Raw genomic sequence first — 15,023 nt, 5'->3', positions numbered from 1 at the left:
AACTTAATTAGAGCTTAATATTGAGCTTTAGTTAGCAAATATTTAAGCATCAAAGCAATGATATGTAAGACTTTGATGAGACAGAATTGGTGCGGAGTGGTAGTTCAGTTGGTTAGAATACCGGCCTGTCACGCCGGGGGTCGCGGGTTCGAGTCCCGTCCACTCCGCCACTATTTATAGGGGTATAGCTCCAATTGGCAGAGCAGCGGATTCCAAATCCGCGTGTTGGGGGTTCGAATCCCTCTACCCCTGCCACTTAAAAAGCACCGACTTGCATCGGTGCTTTTTTATATCTATTCAACGACTCTTCTAATAGTTTTTGGCGACAAATTGGCTTGGCCCAGTCGCATCAGGCTGGTGATTAAAACAAAGTTCATAGGTGAATGCTGTTGTATGCTGGGCGTGTTGACTGCTTTTGCTTTTGTACTCTACCTCAACAATCACCCGTTGGTAGCCAGCGCCTTCGAATGCATCAATGTGAGGGAGAAAGTGAGATAAATCGTCTGCTTTCAAAAGCCAGCCCTCTACCCGATTATTTGGATTATCACTGAGCTCTATACCCGGACAACCCGAGGCCGATCCCCAACCACGGTCTGTGCGTATTGCTTGTATACTCGCGGGAAACCATTGCCCATGGACATCCGCAAGCACGTGGTGATTTGTGCCTTCTGGACACAGGGTTCCGTATACGAAGAGGTTGTTAAGCATAGGCGTCGCTCCATGAATGCACCTTGTTATTATTTCTCTTCTATCCTATCTCTGAGTTGAAGTAAGCAGCAAGTAATAACTGAGAGCAACCACTTGTATTTCAGCCTTCATGATCGCAAAATCAGCGGCCATTCTAATAACAACCTATACTCACACTGGCAAGCGCTATGGTGGTGACTAAGCAATGAAAAGACGTATTGGTAAGGTAGTGGCATGGGGGAGTGCTATTTTCGTCCCTGCTGCGGTGATTGGTGTCAATGGCTACTTCACCGTGCCTGACAGCACCCAACTCCATACGGTGTCTGGTATACATCGCCAATGCGTTGATTACACACATTCTTTACCGCTTGACGAACAAGGCCGTTTTTCATTATTGGTATGGAATATTTATAAACAACAGCGTCCCCAGTGGGACACTGCGTTAAGTCAGTATCACCAACCTCACCGCTTGATGTTGTTGCAAGAGGCAAGCTTTGGTCCACAATTAGCACGTTGGATCACGCAGGCGTCATTGCACTATGWCCAAGCTTATGCGTTTGCGATGCAAGATGCTGTTGCAGGGGTGATGAACCTTTCCAAAGTGAACCCTTTGCACAGTTGTGCGTATACTGCGGTCGAGCCTTATCTGCGCCTTCCTAAAAGTGCTTTATATAGTGAGTATAAGCTCTCCAATGGAGAGCGCCTTGCGGTGGTGAATATTCATAGCATTAACTTTACTTATGCAATGGCCGCTTATAAGAAACAATTGGCCGCTTTGGAGCAAGCTTTGGCGCGTGTCAATGGGCCGATTATTTTAGCTGGTGACTTTAATACTTGGTCTCAGCGGCGGTTAGACGCGGTAAGAGCGATGGTCACGCGTTTGTCATTGCAAGAAATGCGTTATCACCCCGATGAGCGAATGACTAAATTTGGGTTGCCGTTGGATCATGTTTTCTACCGTGGCTTATCGGTAGAAAAGGCGAGCGCAATTGATAATGGTGCCTCCGATCACGCAGCGATAGAGGCACAACTGAAAGTGACAGGATAGAGGCAGCGAGGGGATTTCCCTCGCTGAATTTTCCTAGCTTAATGCTATGACGATGGCCCAACTGGCAAAAACGGCAACCCAAGGCAGGGTAGCAACGACGATCGCTTTGCCATGATTGAGTGGTGTCCAAGTACCGATAACCGTAATGCTTAATACCCAGTACCACGGGAGTAGCAATGGCAAGCTTGCTGCCCATGCACTCCATGGCGAGGCGAGTGGTAATTTAAGTAAGCCATTAAGGCTATTTAAATCCGCATGAGCCGGCAAAATAAAACCGGATGATAAGGTCATATTGGTATAGCTTGCCAAATCGCCCACGACCGCGGGTAAAAAGATAAAGCAAGAGGCCGCGAGCCAATGACGATAGCCAAAATTAGGGGCTTCTTGTTTGGTGGCTAACCGAAACCACAGTGCCAAGGAAAAAATGACCGCCGCTCGGCCAAACCAATCTCCGAGCACTTCAGAGGCAAGCAGTGTTTCACGTTGTAACCACTTTTCAGCGTCTGCAGGTGGCATCGATAATTGTTGCGCGAGTGCTTGCTGAAGCGCGGCAAGGTTGGTGTGATCAAAATAAGCACTCCAAAATGCAATAGCGCTTAGGCACATAAGCAAATAAGCCAACCAGCCCCATACCGGGCGCTGGCTTAATGCAGCAAAGCATGCACTGGGACGAAGAACGATGTCTCTTAAGGCAAACAGTGGATTGGCTGACGCTTGCATCATGAGCCGCTACTCCGAGAAATGTCGATATGCAGTGTTAGCTTTTGACCGGGTTGGATATATGTGCTTTGTCGTAACTGGTTCCATTTAACCAGCTCGGCGACTGATACATTGTAGCGTTGTGCAATACTGCTCAAGGAATCACCTTGTCGAATTCTGTAGGTAATCGTGCGGATGCGACGTGCATCTCCCTCTTTATCCCAAACGACCAACGTCTGGCCAATGCTGAGGGTGTCGCGAGGACTCATGCCGTTCCACTTAGCGAGCTGACGATAATCAACGTCATAACGGCGGGCGATTGTCCAAAAACTGTCGCCTTGGCGCACGGTGTGGGTGCGCTTGTGGCCATCTCGCTCCGCCGCTTGCAATGCCGCGAGGCGCTGTGGTGCGCTTAGCGTGTATTGTGATTCATCTTTCAGCGAAACAGGGATCATCAGGCGCTGACCCACGCGAATACGTGAGGAGCGGAGTTGGTTAGCACGTTTTAATACCTTGACGGTGGTGTTGTACTCCGCCGCGATTTCACTCAGGCTATCACCTGACTTCACCGCATAACGTTCCACACGAAGCCCTTGGTTGTCATTTTTAGCCAACTCAGTATTAAAGCGTTCCACATTGTCGTTGGGCAATAATAAGTGGGTGGGGCCTGATGGTGACGTTGCCCAATGGTTATACGCAGGGTTAAGGCTTTGAAGCTCTGAGACACTTAAACCGGCATAGTTAGCCGCGAGCGCCAGATCCATCTGCATCTTAGGATCGACCAAGGTCAGTGCTGGCTGATTGGGGATTTCTGGCACGTCGAGTCCATACTGCTCTTGGTGGCGCAGTACATCGCCAAGGGCGATTAGCTTAGGCACATAGCTGCTGGTTTCTTTTGGGAGGTCCAAATGCCAAAAGTCGGTGGGCTTTCCGCGTTGCTCGTTGCGACGAATAGCGCGAGCCACGCGTCCTTCGCCGGAGTTATATGCAGCGATAGCGTGTAACCAGTTGCCATCAAACATGCCATGCAAGTACTCGAGGTAATCGAGTGCCGCATCGGTTGATTGCACCACATCACGCCGGCCGTCGTACCACCAATTTTGTTCCAGGCCAAAACGGCGGCCTGTTGCTGGGACAAATTGCCAAAGGCCAGCCGCCCGGCCATGCGAGTAAGCAAATTGATCAAACGAGCTTTCTACGACTGGAAGCAACGCCAACTCTAAGGGCATGTTGCGCGCTTCGACCTTTTCTACGATCAGGTGTAAAAACGGCGTAGCGCGCTCAGCGACCGTGGCAAGGTGATTAGGATACTTTAAGTACCAATTACGATAACGGCGCACCGAGGCATTATCAGGCACGGGAAGCGAAAGCTGCATACTGATGCGCTGCCACACATCATTTTGTTTTTGCGGGGAAAGTACCGTAGGCGTCGCGGGTATGGTTTTCTTGGGCGTCTCTGAGGCTTTATCAGGCGAGCGCGTTGTTTCTTTTGCGACAACGGGCGGTGCCTCGGAGGCGATATCCGCATTTTGAGCGTCGCCGATAGACTGACAGCCGCTCAGCAACAGCGTGCTCAATATAACAAAACGGTACTTCATTGCATAAAACCTTCGTCCAAAATAGCCGATGATGATAGGGGCTGGCCTCATTGATGACAAGAGACTCAGCTCAAAATTCGTCCTTCCACTGCCGCAGCGCTCGGAAAACGGCAAGCTCATCGTCGGCTGCAGTGCGACCTGCAACCGCTTGAATGACCGTCGGCTCTTGGGTACGCAAAAACGGATTAATACGCTTTTCCCGCTCAATGGTACTGGGGAGCGTTTGCTTACCTTGGGCGCGTAAGCGGTTCACTTCTTCTCGGTACAAGTGTAATGCGTCGTTTTCAGGCTCTACAGTCAGCGCAAACGCGACATTGGCGGCGGTATACTCATGGGCGCAATACACTTGGGTCTCGATGGGTAGCGATGCTAGCTTTTTCAATGAGTTAAGTGATTGCTCCGCGGTGCCACCGAGTAAGCGGCCACAACCGGCTGAAAATAAGGCATCGCCACAGAACAGCTTACCATCGCCGACAAACGCAATGTGATCGTCGGTGTGGCCCTCGACACCGACGACCAAAAAGCGATGGTCAAAGACATCAATTTGGTCACCGTCACCGACCGCCATTGAACGTTGAGGTATTGGATGAACATCCGGGCCGATCACTTTCGCGTTTGGCGCATAACGTACAAGATCGTCAATGCCATTGGTGTGATCCCAATGGTGGTGCGTGATAAGAATGCACGATAAAGTCAATGAATTCGCTTTAAGGTAGTCAATAACCTGACTTGCTTCACCCGGATCGACCACGGCGCAGCGATTATCTTCACTAATAATGAGCCATATGTAATTATCGTTAAATGCAGGTATGCTTTTTACATGAAGCATTGGGTTCTCCAGCGATAGAATGAGCCTTAATCAATGAAACCAGCGCGCATAGAACATCAGTTTGACTATCCCTATACGTGGGACCAAGTTGCTTACGGTGATTGGGCGCGCACCCAATTGCAAACTCGGTTGGATGAATGGCTACCGACCTTATTTGGCTACCACTTGCTGAAACTGGGCGGCTTAAGCTGCGAGCTAGTCAGTGAACAGTGTAACATTCAACACCAAGTGTGTGTCGACCAACATAACCCAATGCGCAATGTGACCGCGACACACTATGCCTTGCCATTTATCGAGAAATCTTTTGATGCCTGTGTATTAGCGCACCAACTTGATTATAGCGATGATCCGCATCGTTTATTGCGGGAGGTTGATCGTGTGATGATTGATGACGCTTGCTTGATCATCTCGGGGGTTAACCCCATAAGCTTTTTGGGCGTAAAAAAACTGCTACGTGGCAAGCATCAAAGGCTCCCTTGGGCAGGACGTATGTTTTCACCTCTTCGCGTTAAAGATTGGTTGAGTGTGATGAATTATGAGGTGGTTGAGGCGCACCAGATGGGACTGTGGCCGACGCAGCGACCCAGCGCTCGGCACGCTTGGGTAGAGAGTAGCGCCAGTATGGTGACCCCTGCGCTTGGCTCCATTTATTTGATTATTGCCCGTAAGCGTAGCTACCCATTAAAACCGATTAAGCCTCGTTGGAAGCTCAAGCAAGCGGTCTCACCGCTGGGCGGGGTTGTTCCCAACGGCGGCTAGAAATAGGTTTAGTCTGCAGGCTGATAACCTTCATCGATCTCGGTCGGGTGGTTGGCAGCGTCGCGCGCGAGTTCGTCACAACGCTCATTTTCTGGGTGTCCAGCGTGGCCTTTCACCCAGTTCCACGTGATCTGATGCTTAGATGCCGCTTGATCAAGCTGTTGCCATAAATCGGCATTTTTCACCGGTTTCTTATCCGCCGTCTTCCATTGGCGTTTTTTCCAATTATGGATCCATTGGGTGATCCCTTGTCGAACGTACTGGCTGTCAGTGGTGAGAGTTACGTTACAGCTCGTGTTAAGCGCATTTAAGCCGACAATGGCCGCCATCAGCTCCATGCGATTATTGGTGGTGAGAGTGAAACCGGCACTCAAGGTTTTTTCATGTTGTTTGTAGCGCATCACCACGCCATAGCCGCCCGGTCCCGGATTGCCGAGACAAGAACCGTCTGTGAAAATTTCTACCTGCTTGGTCATCTTTGATACTATTGGCTATTCATCTGAGCCAAGTTTGACACAGTTATTGCCATGAAAGCGAATTACGATCGCCTCGTTGTGCTTGATACCGAAACCACCGGTATGAACCGCGAAGGGGGGCCGCATTACCAAGGCCACAATATTATTGAAATCGGCGCGGTAGAGATCATCAACCGTAAGCTCACGGGGCGGCACTTTCATGCCTATATCAAGCCCACTCGTGCTATCGACCCTGAGGCGATTTCGGTACACGGTATCACCGATGCCTTTTTGGCCGATAAGCCGCAATACGCGCAAATCCATCAAGCCTTTGTTGATTTTATCCAAGGGGCGGAGCTGATCGCTCATAACGCGCCCTTTGATGTGGGGTTTATGGATCATGAGTTCAAAAACCTAGGTGTCTCGCTGCAAACCACTGAGCTTTGCACCATTACAGACACCTTAGCGATGGCGAAGAAAATCTTCCCTGGAAAGCGTAATAACCTGGATGTGTTGTGCGATCGCTACGGTATTGATAACTCTCGGCGAACGCTTCACGGCGCGTTGTTGGATGCGGAGATCCTCGCTGACGTTTACCTATTAATGACGGGGGGACAAACCAACCTGTCATTTAATGCGGGAACGGAGACGGATAATGCGAGCCCAATGGCTCCAAGAACCGTTAAGCGCCAGAAATCGCTAAAGGTTATTCCTGCATCGGCCGATGAAATGAGTGCGCATGAAGCGCGTTTAGACTTTATTGAGCAAAACGGTAGCTGTCTTTGGCGACAGTAGGAGAAGGCATGAAGAAGCGATGGTGGGCGGTGTGTGTTTGTTTTCCCTTGTTAGCACACGCTAACGAGCAAGAAATTCGTCTGCTGGAAAATCGTTTCCGTGTTGATCCAACCATTGAGCGTGCGGCCTTCGTAATTTATCGAGAAAAGCCAAGCATGCCGGTGGTGTTGGTACGTCCGGACGGCACCAAATATTATGCATGGCGTCACCCAGACAAAGTATCCTGGCATCAAGAAGCAGATATGGACATTGTGTCGGTGACCGACCCCATGCCAGGGCCATGGCAAGCGATTGGCCGGGTGAGTCCTGACAACAAAGTCCGTGTTTTAAGCGATTTGCGTATGCAGGTTGAAGACTTACCCAGCCGTCTTTATCAAGGCGAGGCGGTCAAGTTTACTGCACAGCTCATGCTGGGGGACAAGCCACTTAACTTGCGTGATTTTATTGAGCGTGTCGATTTAACGGTTAATTTTACCGAATTTATCGAAAATCCTGAATCACTTAACCCAGACCAACGCCCTCAACCCAAATCCTTGGGACAATTTAGTGACGATGGTACTGGGCTCGATGAGACGCCGAATGACGGTGTGTTTACCGTTTCTTTGCCGATTAATGTGATGCCGGGAAAATACCGCGCACGCGTGACCTCGGGCAATGGCATTTTTTTCCGCACGCTAGAGCAACAAGTCTTAGTCTACCCGACACCGTTAATGGCCACGTTTAAACAAAGCCAAGCAGAGGGCGAACCGCATCAATTGGTTGTTCAGTCCGAGCAGGCCAGTATTGAGCCTGGCAGCGTATCTGTTCACGCTAAATTCACCGATACGGAAGGAAAAACCACGGTCTACCAAACCACTGCTGAGGAAGAGCAGGAAACTATTACGCTCGATATTCCTTATGCCAGTACACCTGGACAATATAAGTGGCGAACAACCTTGTATGCGACGGATCAGTTGTCGGGACGTCCCTTAGTTTTCCCGCTTCCTGAACAAACCTTTGCGGTCACCGATTACGCAGCGCTGGAACAAGCCGAAGCAGAGCGCGAAGCACGTGAAAAAGCGATGATGGAAGCGGCAGAGGCGCGCCGCCAACAGCGGGCTCGCGAAGAGGCACGAACCACCTCCCTGTTGATCATTGGCTTAGGTAACTTATTGGTGATGTTGATGGGGGCTGCAACCTGGTTTGTCTTGCGAAAACGCAAGGCGCGTAAATTGGCTGAAGCGGCGCAAGAGCTGGAAGCGCCCCCGCTGGACAGCGACGGAGACGATCAAGGAAGTGAGCTTGGTATGGATAAACCGGATAAGAACGACTAGCACTGTGGTGCGAGTAAGCTCATCTATTCGGGGAAATAAAAAAGAGAGGGAAGCCCTCTCTTTTTGACGTCAAGCTATCGATGCGGAAAACACAGTTAAGCCGCGTTATGCATCTTGCTCTCCTTGATTGACGCTGCAGGTAGCTCTGACGGGTCAAAGTCATCGACATTGATCGTTTCAAGTCGGCCTTGCTCGGCTTCTCGCAATAGTTCGGCTTCTTGCTCGGTGATCACACCGGCGCTTAAGCCTTTATCCGCGACTTGGTCAAGGAACATAAACGGCAGCTTTTCACCGATCCCCTCGCACACTTTCTTGTGAATAGGTTCAGCGTTCAAAATATCGTGCAGCGCTTTTTCGATGTTACCAATCGCATTACCAGGCTCGAAGTACTGACCACGACCGAGGCGGTCACGTGTCGCACTGGGTGATTGTAAAATGACGGCCAGTTTGCCATCGAGACGATCGCCAGGTTGACGGCGTCCTTTACCCAGCGGGAATACCAGTGCGCGGACTAAGCCGGCAATCGCCTTGTTGGGGAAGTTAGCGATAAAGCCATCCAGTGCTTGCTCAGCTTGGTACATGGCGTCTTGCATGCCCCAATGAACCAAAGGCAGATCCTCTTTTTGGTAACCTTCATCGGCATAGCGTTTCATGGTGGCCGACGCTAGGTAAAGCTGGCTCAGCACATCGCCAAGGCGCGCAGACAGGCGCTCTTTGCGCTTGAGGTTACCGCCTAATACTGCCATCGAGACATCGGCAAGCAGCGCGAGCGCGGCACTGTAGCGGTTCATCTGCTGGTAATAGCGGCGTGTTGCGTCTTTGCGTGGCGCTTTTGACAAACGACCATCAGTGAGGCCGAGCCAGAAAGCACGTGCAACATTGCTAAACACGAAGCCAACGTGGCCAAACAAGGCTTTATCAAATGCGGCAAGGGCCGCTTGCTGATCGCTATTCTCGCTGGCACGAATTTCATCTAAGACAAATGGGTGACAACGAATCGCCCCCTGGCCAAAGATAATCATTGAGCGGGTCAGAATATTCGCACCTTCCACGGTGATAGCAATCGGTGAACCCTGGTAATTCCGGCCCAAATAGTTTTTCGGCCCTAAGCAGATGCCTTTACCACCAATAACATCCATCGCATCAATGACGCTCTGCTGGCTACGGTGGGTACAGTGATATTTGACGATTGCCGAGATAACAGAAGGTTTTTCGCCTGCATCAATCCCTGTCACGGTCAGCGCGCTGGCAGCATCCATCACGTAGGCGTTGCCTGCAATGCGCGCGAGAGGCTCTTCAATCCCTTCCATTTTACCAATTGGCAATTTGAACTGACGACGGATGCGTGCGTAGGCTCCGGTAGCCAGTGCCGCGGATTTTAGCCCACCCGTGGTGTTAGATGGCAGGGTAATACCGCGACCAATTGACAAGCACTCCATCAGCATCCGCCAGCCTTGGCCTGCCATTTTTTGCCCGCCAATAATAAAGTCCATCGGAACGAAGACGTCGTTGCCTTGCGTTGGACCGTTTTGGAAAGGCACGTTAAGCGGGAAATGACGACGACCAATTTCAACCCCGTCCAAATCAGTTGGAATCAAGGCACAGGTAATGCCAAGCTCATCTTGATCGCCTAACAGGTGCTCAGGGTCTCGCAGTTTAAACGCTAGACCTAACACAGTGGCAACCGGGGCGAGGGTGATATAGCGTTTGTTCCAGGTGATTTTCATCCCCAGTACTTCTTCACCTTGCCACATGCCTTTGGTGACCACACCATAATCAGGAATCGAGCCCGCATCCGAACCGGCTTCTGGGCTGGTCAACGCAAAACAAGGGATTTCTTTACCTTGGGCCAAACGAGGGAGGTAATGGTCTTTTTGCTCGGTAGTGCCGTAATGCTGGAGCAATTCACCTGGGCCTAGTGAGTTAGGGACCCCCACAGTGGATGACAGCACACCAGACACGCCTGACAGTTTTTGCAGCACCAAGGATTGCGCGTAGGCAGAAAATTCCAAGCCACCATATTGCTTTTTGATGATCATGGCGAAGAATTTGTTGTCTTTCAAATATTGCCAGACATCCTCGGGCAGGTCAGCGAGTTCATGCGTGACTTGGTAGTCATCCACCATGCGGCAGACTTCGTTGACCGGTCCATCTAAAAATGCCTGCTCTTCCGCACTCAGCGTCGGGGCGGGAATGTCATGCAGTTTGTTCCAATCCGGCGCGCCACGGAATAGATCCGCTTCCCACCAGACTGTCCCCGCATCAATCGCTTCTTTTTCCGTCGCTGACATTTCCGGCATCACAGCCTTAAACGCTTTGAATGCTGGCTTGCTGAGCCAGTTGCGACGAAACGTCACGATATTGAGCGGCAACGCGATCACGGCAAAGATCAACCAAGTGATCTCCCCGACGCTGCCCATGATTGTCCCTACAACTAGTCCGGCTGCGAGCACGGCAGTCGATACCAGCAGCTTAGCACGATGGTATGCGAGTACACCGGCCAGTATTAGCATGGCGGCGATATATAACCCTGTTGCCATCACGTCATCTCCTTAGGTTTGGGTTAGCTCTTACTGTTGTGGTAAGAGGTCGTACCACTCAATGTAAGCAAATAATTAACGAATTGTAAAATGATACGGTGTGACCTAGCTTGCAAGGTGAGAAAATCACCACCTGGGGATGGGGACAACTGGCAAGATAGGTTGCCATTCAAGCAAACGTGACCTAGCTCGCTTGWCGGGAGGGCGCGGCAGTCGACAGCCGTAAAACGATGCGGGTACACTGGCAGTTATGTGACGTCACGCCTGTCAGGCGACATCATCAGATATTTGTTAACAGTGGGAAGGTGCCATGTACCAAGATATTATTCGCGGTGAGCTAACAGAAGCTGCCGATGTGTTAACAGCGTTTTTAAGTGATGACAATAATATTCAGCAAATCGAGAAAGCCGCGAAACTGCTGGCCGATAGCTTTAAGGCCAGTGGCAAGGTACTCTCTTGCGGCAATGGTGGCTCGCATTGCGATGCCATGCATTTTGCCGAAGAGTTGACCGGACGCTACCGAGAAAATCGTCCTGGTTATCCAGCGATTGCCATTTCAGATCCAAGTCATATTTCTTGCGTATCGAATGACTTTGGCTACGAGTATGTTTTCTCGCGTTACCTTGAAGCGGTGGGCATGAAAGGCGACGTATTGTTTGGGCTCTCCACATCGGGTAATTCGGGGAATATCCTCAATGCTATTGATGTTGCCAAACAAAAAGGCATCAAGACCATTATGCTCACGGGAAAAGACGGCGGCAAAATGGCAGGTCTCGCTGATATCGAAATCCGTGTGCCTCACTTTGGTTATGCGGATCGTATTCAGGAAGTCCATATCAAAATTATCCATATTCTTATCCAGCTAGTGGAAAAGGAAATGGCAGTGTAACTCCGCGGAGGTAGATGAAAGAATGTGCGAGCTGCTTGGCATGAGTGCCAACGTCCCAACCGATATTTGTTTTAGCTTTACTGGCTTGATTCAGCGCGGCGGTAAAACGGGCCCGCATCGCGATGGCTGGGGGATCACCTTTTATGAAGGCAAAGGGTTTCGCACCTTTAAAGATCCGGCACCCAGTAGCCAATCCAAGGTCGCAGAGCTGGTCACCAGTTATCCGATAAAAAGCTGTGCGGTGGTTAGCCATATTCGCCAAGCAAATCGAGGTGGGATCAGCTTAGAAAACACACATCCTTTCACTCGTGAGATCTGGGGGCGTTATTGGACCTTTGCTCACAATGGTCAGTTATCTGGGTTTGAGAGCCTGGATACTGGGCACTTTAAACCTGTTGGGGATACGGACAGTGAAAAAGCCTTTTGTTGGTTATTGAATGAGTTGTTCAAGCACTACCCGCAACAGCCAGACAATATGTGTGAGGTGTTTGACTTTATCGCGTCACGCTGTGATCGTCTGCGCGCGCTGGGTGTCTACAACATGCTGTTTAGCGATGGCGACTATGTTATGGCTTATTGCACCAATAACCTCCACTGGATCACGCGCCGTGCCCCGTTTGGCAAAGCCAGCCTGATCGACCAAGAAATGACGGTCGATTTTCACGAGCAAACCACGCCTAACGATGTGGTGACCGTGATTGCTACGCAGCCCCTTACCAACAACGAGTGCTGGCATAAGATGGCTGAAGGGGAATATTGTGTGTTTCACTTTGGCGAGGTGTATTGCCACAATCACACATCGGTTTCTTAGCGGACATAAATTAAGGCGCGAAGGCGCCTTAGTTTATGTTGTCAGTGTCTGTGCAGGCTAGGCCTCTGCGGCGTAACCTGCTGGTCCAAGCGTTTGGCCATCAAGCCAGGCACTGTCCTCTTCCATCTTCAGTCGGCCATCGACAAACCATTTGACCACCAGTGGGTAGATCCTGTGCTCTTGTTGTTGGACGCGCGCGGCGACAGACTCAGCGTCGTCGTCCTCAAAAATAGGCACGCGAGCTTGGAGTACCACTGGCCCACCGTCAAGCTCTTCAGTGACAAAATGCACCGATGTACCATGCTCGGTATCGCCAGCATCAATCGCGCGCTGGTGAGTGTGCAGTCCGGTGTATTTGGGAAGCAGTGAGGGGTGAATGTTGAGCATTCGCCCCGCATAGTGGGTAACGAAACCTGGGGTTAGAATACGCATAAAGCCGGCCAGTACGACGAGATCGGGCTGATAGGCATCTAACGCTCGAATAAGCGCCGCATCATACTCTTCCCGGCTAGCATAATCGGTGTTGGCAACCACTTGAGCCGGTATGCCCGCGTGCTCGGCACGCGTCAGACCATACGCATTCGCTTTGTTAGCGACCACCGCGGCAATCTGTGCGTGTTGCTGGTGGACGCTATCAATCAATGCTTGCAAATTGGAGCCGCTGCCGGAAATTAATACGACAATGCGCTTCATGCTTTCAGCTCCACCTGTGCGTCGTCGCCCGTCGCGTGAGCAATATGGCCCAACTGCCAGGCGGTTTCGCCGGCTTGATTTAACAGGGCAATCGCTTTGTCGGCGTCTGCCTGAGGCAATGCAATCACAAGTCCCACTCCACAGTTAAAGGTGCGCAGCATTTCGTAGTCACTGACGTTGCCTTTTTCTTGCAACCAGTTAAACACAGCCGGCCATTGCCAACTGGTATTGTCGATCACCGCCTTGGTTCCATCGGGCAATACGCGGGGGATGTTCTCCCAAAAGCCGCCACCTGTGATATGAGAAATCGCGTGAACGGGGGTTTGCTCAAGCAGGGCCAATAAGGATTTAACGTAAATGCGGGTCGGGGCGAGCAAGTGATCGATGAGTGGTAGGCCTTCTAAGTCGTCACGCAGGTTTGCTTGACTGACGTCGAGGATCTTGCGGATCAGTGAGTAGCCGTTTGAATGTGGGCCACTCGACGCAAGGCCAATCAAGGCGTCGCCATCGCTGACTTGGCTCCCATCTATGATGGCCGATTTCTCGGCAACACCGACACAAAAACCAGCCACATCGTAATCATCGCCGCTGTACATACCCGGCATTTCTGCCGTCTCGCCGCCGATAAGGGCACAACCTGCTTGCTGGCAGCCTTGGGCGATGCCGGTCACCACGTCGGCGGCGACGTCAACATCTAACTTGCCCGTGGCGTAGTAGTCGAGGAAAAACAGAGGTTCAGCACCTTGCACGATCAGATCGTTTACGCACATCGCAACCAGATCGATGCCGATCGTATCGTGCTTATTGGCATCCAGCGCCAAACGTAGTTTGGTACCCACGCCGTCTGTGCCTGAGACTAATACGGGTTCTTTGTATTTGGTTGGCAATGAACAAAGCGCGCCAAAGCCACCTAAACCTCCCATGACTTCGGGACGGTGCGTTTGTTTTACTACCCCTTTAATGCGGTCGACTAGTGCGTTACCCGCGTCAATATCGACGCCAGCGTCCTTATAGCTAAGAGATGATTGTTTACCGCTCACTGCAATTCCTCGCCGGAGTTGGAAGTCAAAAGTCGGCGCTATTCTATCAGTGCATTCAGAGAAAGGAAAACGTTTGCGTAAGCGGTTTGGTGAGAATCTGGGCGATATGTCAAGCCCTAAGGCTACGCTAGCAAAAACCTTTCATGTATACTACCGAGAATTTGTTTTTTGTAAGGAGTCTAAGATGAAGGTCGTGGAAGTAAGGCACCCGTTAGTCAAACATAAAATCGGTTTGATGCGCGAGCGAGATATTAGCACCAAACGGTTTCGCGAGCTTGCCACCGAAGTGGGCAGTCTGCTGACTTATGAAGCCACCTCTGACTTCGATACAGAAATAGTGACGATTGATGGCTGGGACGGCCCGGTTAATGTCGATCAAATCAAAGGCAAAAAAGTCACCGTGGTGCCCATTTTGCGCGCAGGGTTGGGCATGATGGATGGGGTGCTTGAACACGTCCCAGGGGCTCGCATCAGTGTCGTCGGCGTATATCGCGATGAAGAAACGCTCGAGCCTGTGCCGTATTTTCATAAGTTGGCGAGCAATATCGATGAGCGCATGGCCTTGGTTGTGGACCCGATGTTGGCGACCGGTGGCTCGATGATTGCGACCATCGACTTGCTTAAAGAGCAGGGCTGTCAGCAGATCAAGGTCTTGGTATTGGTCTCTGCCCCGGAAGGGATTGAGGCATTGAAAAAAGCGCATCCTGATATTGAGCTTTATACCGCGGCTATCGATGAAAAACTGGATGACAAAGGCTATATCGTGCCTGGACTGGGTGATGCGGGCGATAAGATTTTTGGGACCAAGTAATTGTGCGTGAGCAGGCTAAGCCACTGCATCAATAGTTGCTGAAGCATAAAGAAACC

15 protein-coding genes and 2 tRNA genes are annotated in these 15,023 nt (G+C 50.9%); 9 read left to right on the top strand and 8 right to left on the bottom strand.

What is annotated here, in order from left to right; translation table 11 throughout:
- The first annotated feature begins 93 nt into the window (after positions 1 to 93).
- Positions 94 to 170, top strand: a tRNA-Asp gene (locus BZG13_RS04940).
- Positions 171 to 178: 8 nt separating this feature from the next.
- A tRNA-Trp gene (locus BZG13_RS04935) sits at positions 179 to 255 on the top strand.
- 54 nt (positions 256 to 309) lie between these two features.
- On the opposite strand, the gene BZG13_RS04930 is transcribed toward BZG13_RS04935, so the two are convergent.
- On the bottom strand, positions 310 to 708 hold the full coding sequence (locus tag BZG13_RS04930) for a gamma-glutamylcyclotransferase family protein (protein ID WP_077485525.1): 399 nt from the start codon (positions 706 to 708) through the stop codon (positions 310 to 312).
- 184 nt (positions 709 to 892) lie between these two features.
- Between BZG13_RS04930 and BZG13_RS04925 the strand changes: the two genes are divergently transcribed.
- Positions 893 to 1,735 (top strand): endonuclease/exonuclease/phosphatase family protein, encoded by an 843-nt coding sequence (locus tag BZG13_RS04925; protein ID WP_077485523.1) that lies wholly within the window; start codon positions 893 to 895, stop codon positions 1,733 to 1,735.
- A 33-nt stretch (positions 1,736 to 1,768) separates the two neighbouring features.
- On the opposite strand, the gene BZG13_RS04920 is transcribed toward BZG13_RS04925, so the two are convergent.
- The 3 genes from BZG13_RS04920 to gloB form a co-directional block, all read right to left on the bottom strand.
- Positions 1,769 to 2,458, bottom strand: a complete 690-nt coding sequence (locus tag BZG13_RS04920) for a YIP1 family protein (RefSeq protein ID WP_327292089.1) — start codon at positions 2,456 to 2,458, stop codon at positions 1,769 to 1,771.
- On the bottom strand, positions 2,455 to 4,032 hold the full coding sequence (locus BZG13_RS04915) for a LysM peptidoglycan-binding domain-containing protein (protein WP_108743498.1): 1,578 nt from the start codon (positions 4,030 to 4,032) through the stop codon (positions 2,455 to 2,457). Before BZG13_RS04915 ends, BZG13_RS04920 begins: the two co-directional genes overlap by 4 nt.
- A gap of 70 nt (positions 4,033 to 4,102) precedes the next feature.
- Positions 4,103 to 4,861: a hydroxyacylglutathione hydrolase gene (gene gloB / locus BZG13_RS04910; protein WP_069361169.1), complete on the bottom strand. Its 759-nt coding sequence runs from the start codon at positions 4,859 to 4,861 to the stop codon at positions 4,103 to 4,105.
- Between the two features lie 33 nt (positions 4,862 to 4,894).
- Here gloB and BZG13_RS04905 point away from each other — a divergent pair, with 33 nt between their 5' ends.
- On the top strand, positions 4,895 to 5,620 hold the full coding sequence (locus tag BZG13_RS04905) for a methyltransferase domain-containing protein (RefSeq protein ID WP_069361168.1): 726 nt from the start codon (positions 4,895 to 4,897) through the stop codon (positions 5,618 to 5,620).
- An 8-nt stretch (positions 5,621 to 5,628) separates the two neighbouring features.
- Here the strand turns inward: BZG13_RS04905 and rnhA are convergent, their stop codons facing one another.
- Entirely contained in the window at positions 5,629 to 6,096 is a 468-nt protein-coding gene (rnhA, locus tag BZG13_RS04900; protein WP_069361167.1) for a ribonuclease HI, read from the bottom strand.
- Positions 6,097 to 6,147: 51 nt separating this feature from the next.
- On the opposite strand from rnhA, the gene dnaQ reads away from it, so the two are divergent.
- Positions 6,148 to 6,870: a DNA polymerase III subunit epsilon gene (gene dnaQ, locus BZG13_RS04895; RefSeq protein WP_069361166.1), complete on the top strand. Its 723-nt coding sequence runs from the start codon at positions 6,148 to 6,150 to the stop codon at positions 6,868 to 6,870.
- An 8-nt stretch (positions 6,871 to 6,878) separates the two neighbouring features.
- Positions 6,879 to 8,183: a TIGR03503 family protein gene (locus BZG13_RS04890; RefSeq protein WP_077485520.1), complete on the top strand. Its 1,305-nt coding sequence runs from the start codon at positions 6,879 to 6,881 to the stop codon at positions 8,181 to 8,183.
- A gap of 95 nt (positions 8,184 to 8,278) precedes the next feature.
- Here the strand turns inward: BZG13_RS04890 and fadE are convergent, their stop codons facing one another.
- Complete coding sequence (gene fadE, locus BZG13_RS04885; protein WP_077485517.1) at positions 8,279 to 10,723, bottom strand: acyl-CoA dehydrogenase FadE; 2,445 nt, start codon at positions 10,721 to 10,723, stop codon at positions 8,279 to 8,281.
- Positions 10,724 to 11,033: 310 nt separating this feature from the next.
- On the opposite strand from fadE, the gene lpcA reads away from it, so the two are divergent.
- Positions 11,034 to 11,612, top strand: coding sequence for a D-sedoheptulose 7-phosphate isomerase (gene lpcA, locus BZG13_RS04880; protein WP_077485514.1), 579 nt, complete (start codon positions 11,034 to 11,036; stop codon positions 11,610 to 11,612).
- Positions 11,613 to 11,634: 22 nt separating this feature from the next.
- Positions 11,635 to 12,423 (top strand): class II glutamine amidotransferase, encoded by a 789-nt coding sequence (locus BZG13_RS04875; RefSeq protein ID WP_077485511.1) that lies wholly within the window; start codon positions 11,635 to 11,637, stop codon positions 12,421 to 12,423.
- Positions 12,424 to 12,480: 57 nt separating this feature from the next.
- On the opposite strand, the gene purN is transcribed toward BZG13_RS04875, so the two are convergent.
- Positions 12,481 to 13,116, bottom strand: coding sequence for a phosphoribosylglycinamide formyltransferase (gene purN / locus BZG13_RS04870; RefSeq protein ID WP_077485508.1), 636 nt, complete (start codon positions 13,114 to 13,116; stop codon positions 12,481 to 12,483).
- Positions 13,113 to 14,156, bottom strand: coding sequence for a phosphoribosylformylglycinamidine cyclo-ligase (gene purM, locus BZG13_RS04865; protein ID WP_077485506.1), 1,044 nt, complete (start codon positions 14,154 to 14,156; stop codon positions 13,113 to 13,115). Before purM ends, purN begins: the two co-directional genes overlap by 4 nt.
- A 184-nt stretch (positions 14,157 to 14,340) precedes the next feature.
- On the opposite strand from purM, the gene upp reads away from it, so the two are divergent.
- A complete protein-coding gene (gene upp, locus BZG13_RS04860; protein ID WP_069361159.1) occupies positions 14,341 to 14,967 on the top strand; it encodes a uracil phosphoribosyltransferase in 627 nt (208 codons plus the stop codon).
- Positions 14,968 to 15,023: the final 56 nt, after the last annotated feature.

Origin of the sequence: Salinivibrio sp. ML323, from assembly GCF_001995745.1 — a bacterium.
Taxonomy (GTDB): Bacteria; Pseudomonadota; Gammaproteobacteria; order Enterobacterales; family Vibrionaceae; genus Salinivibrio; species Salinivibrio kushneri.
Note: the sequence above shows the minus strand (reverse complement) of the source record. Positions and strands in the feature narration are given on the sequence as shown.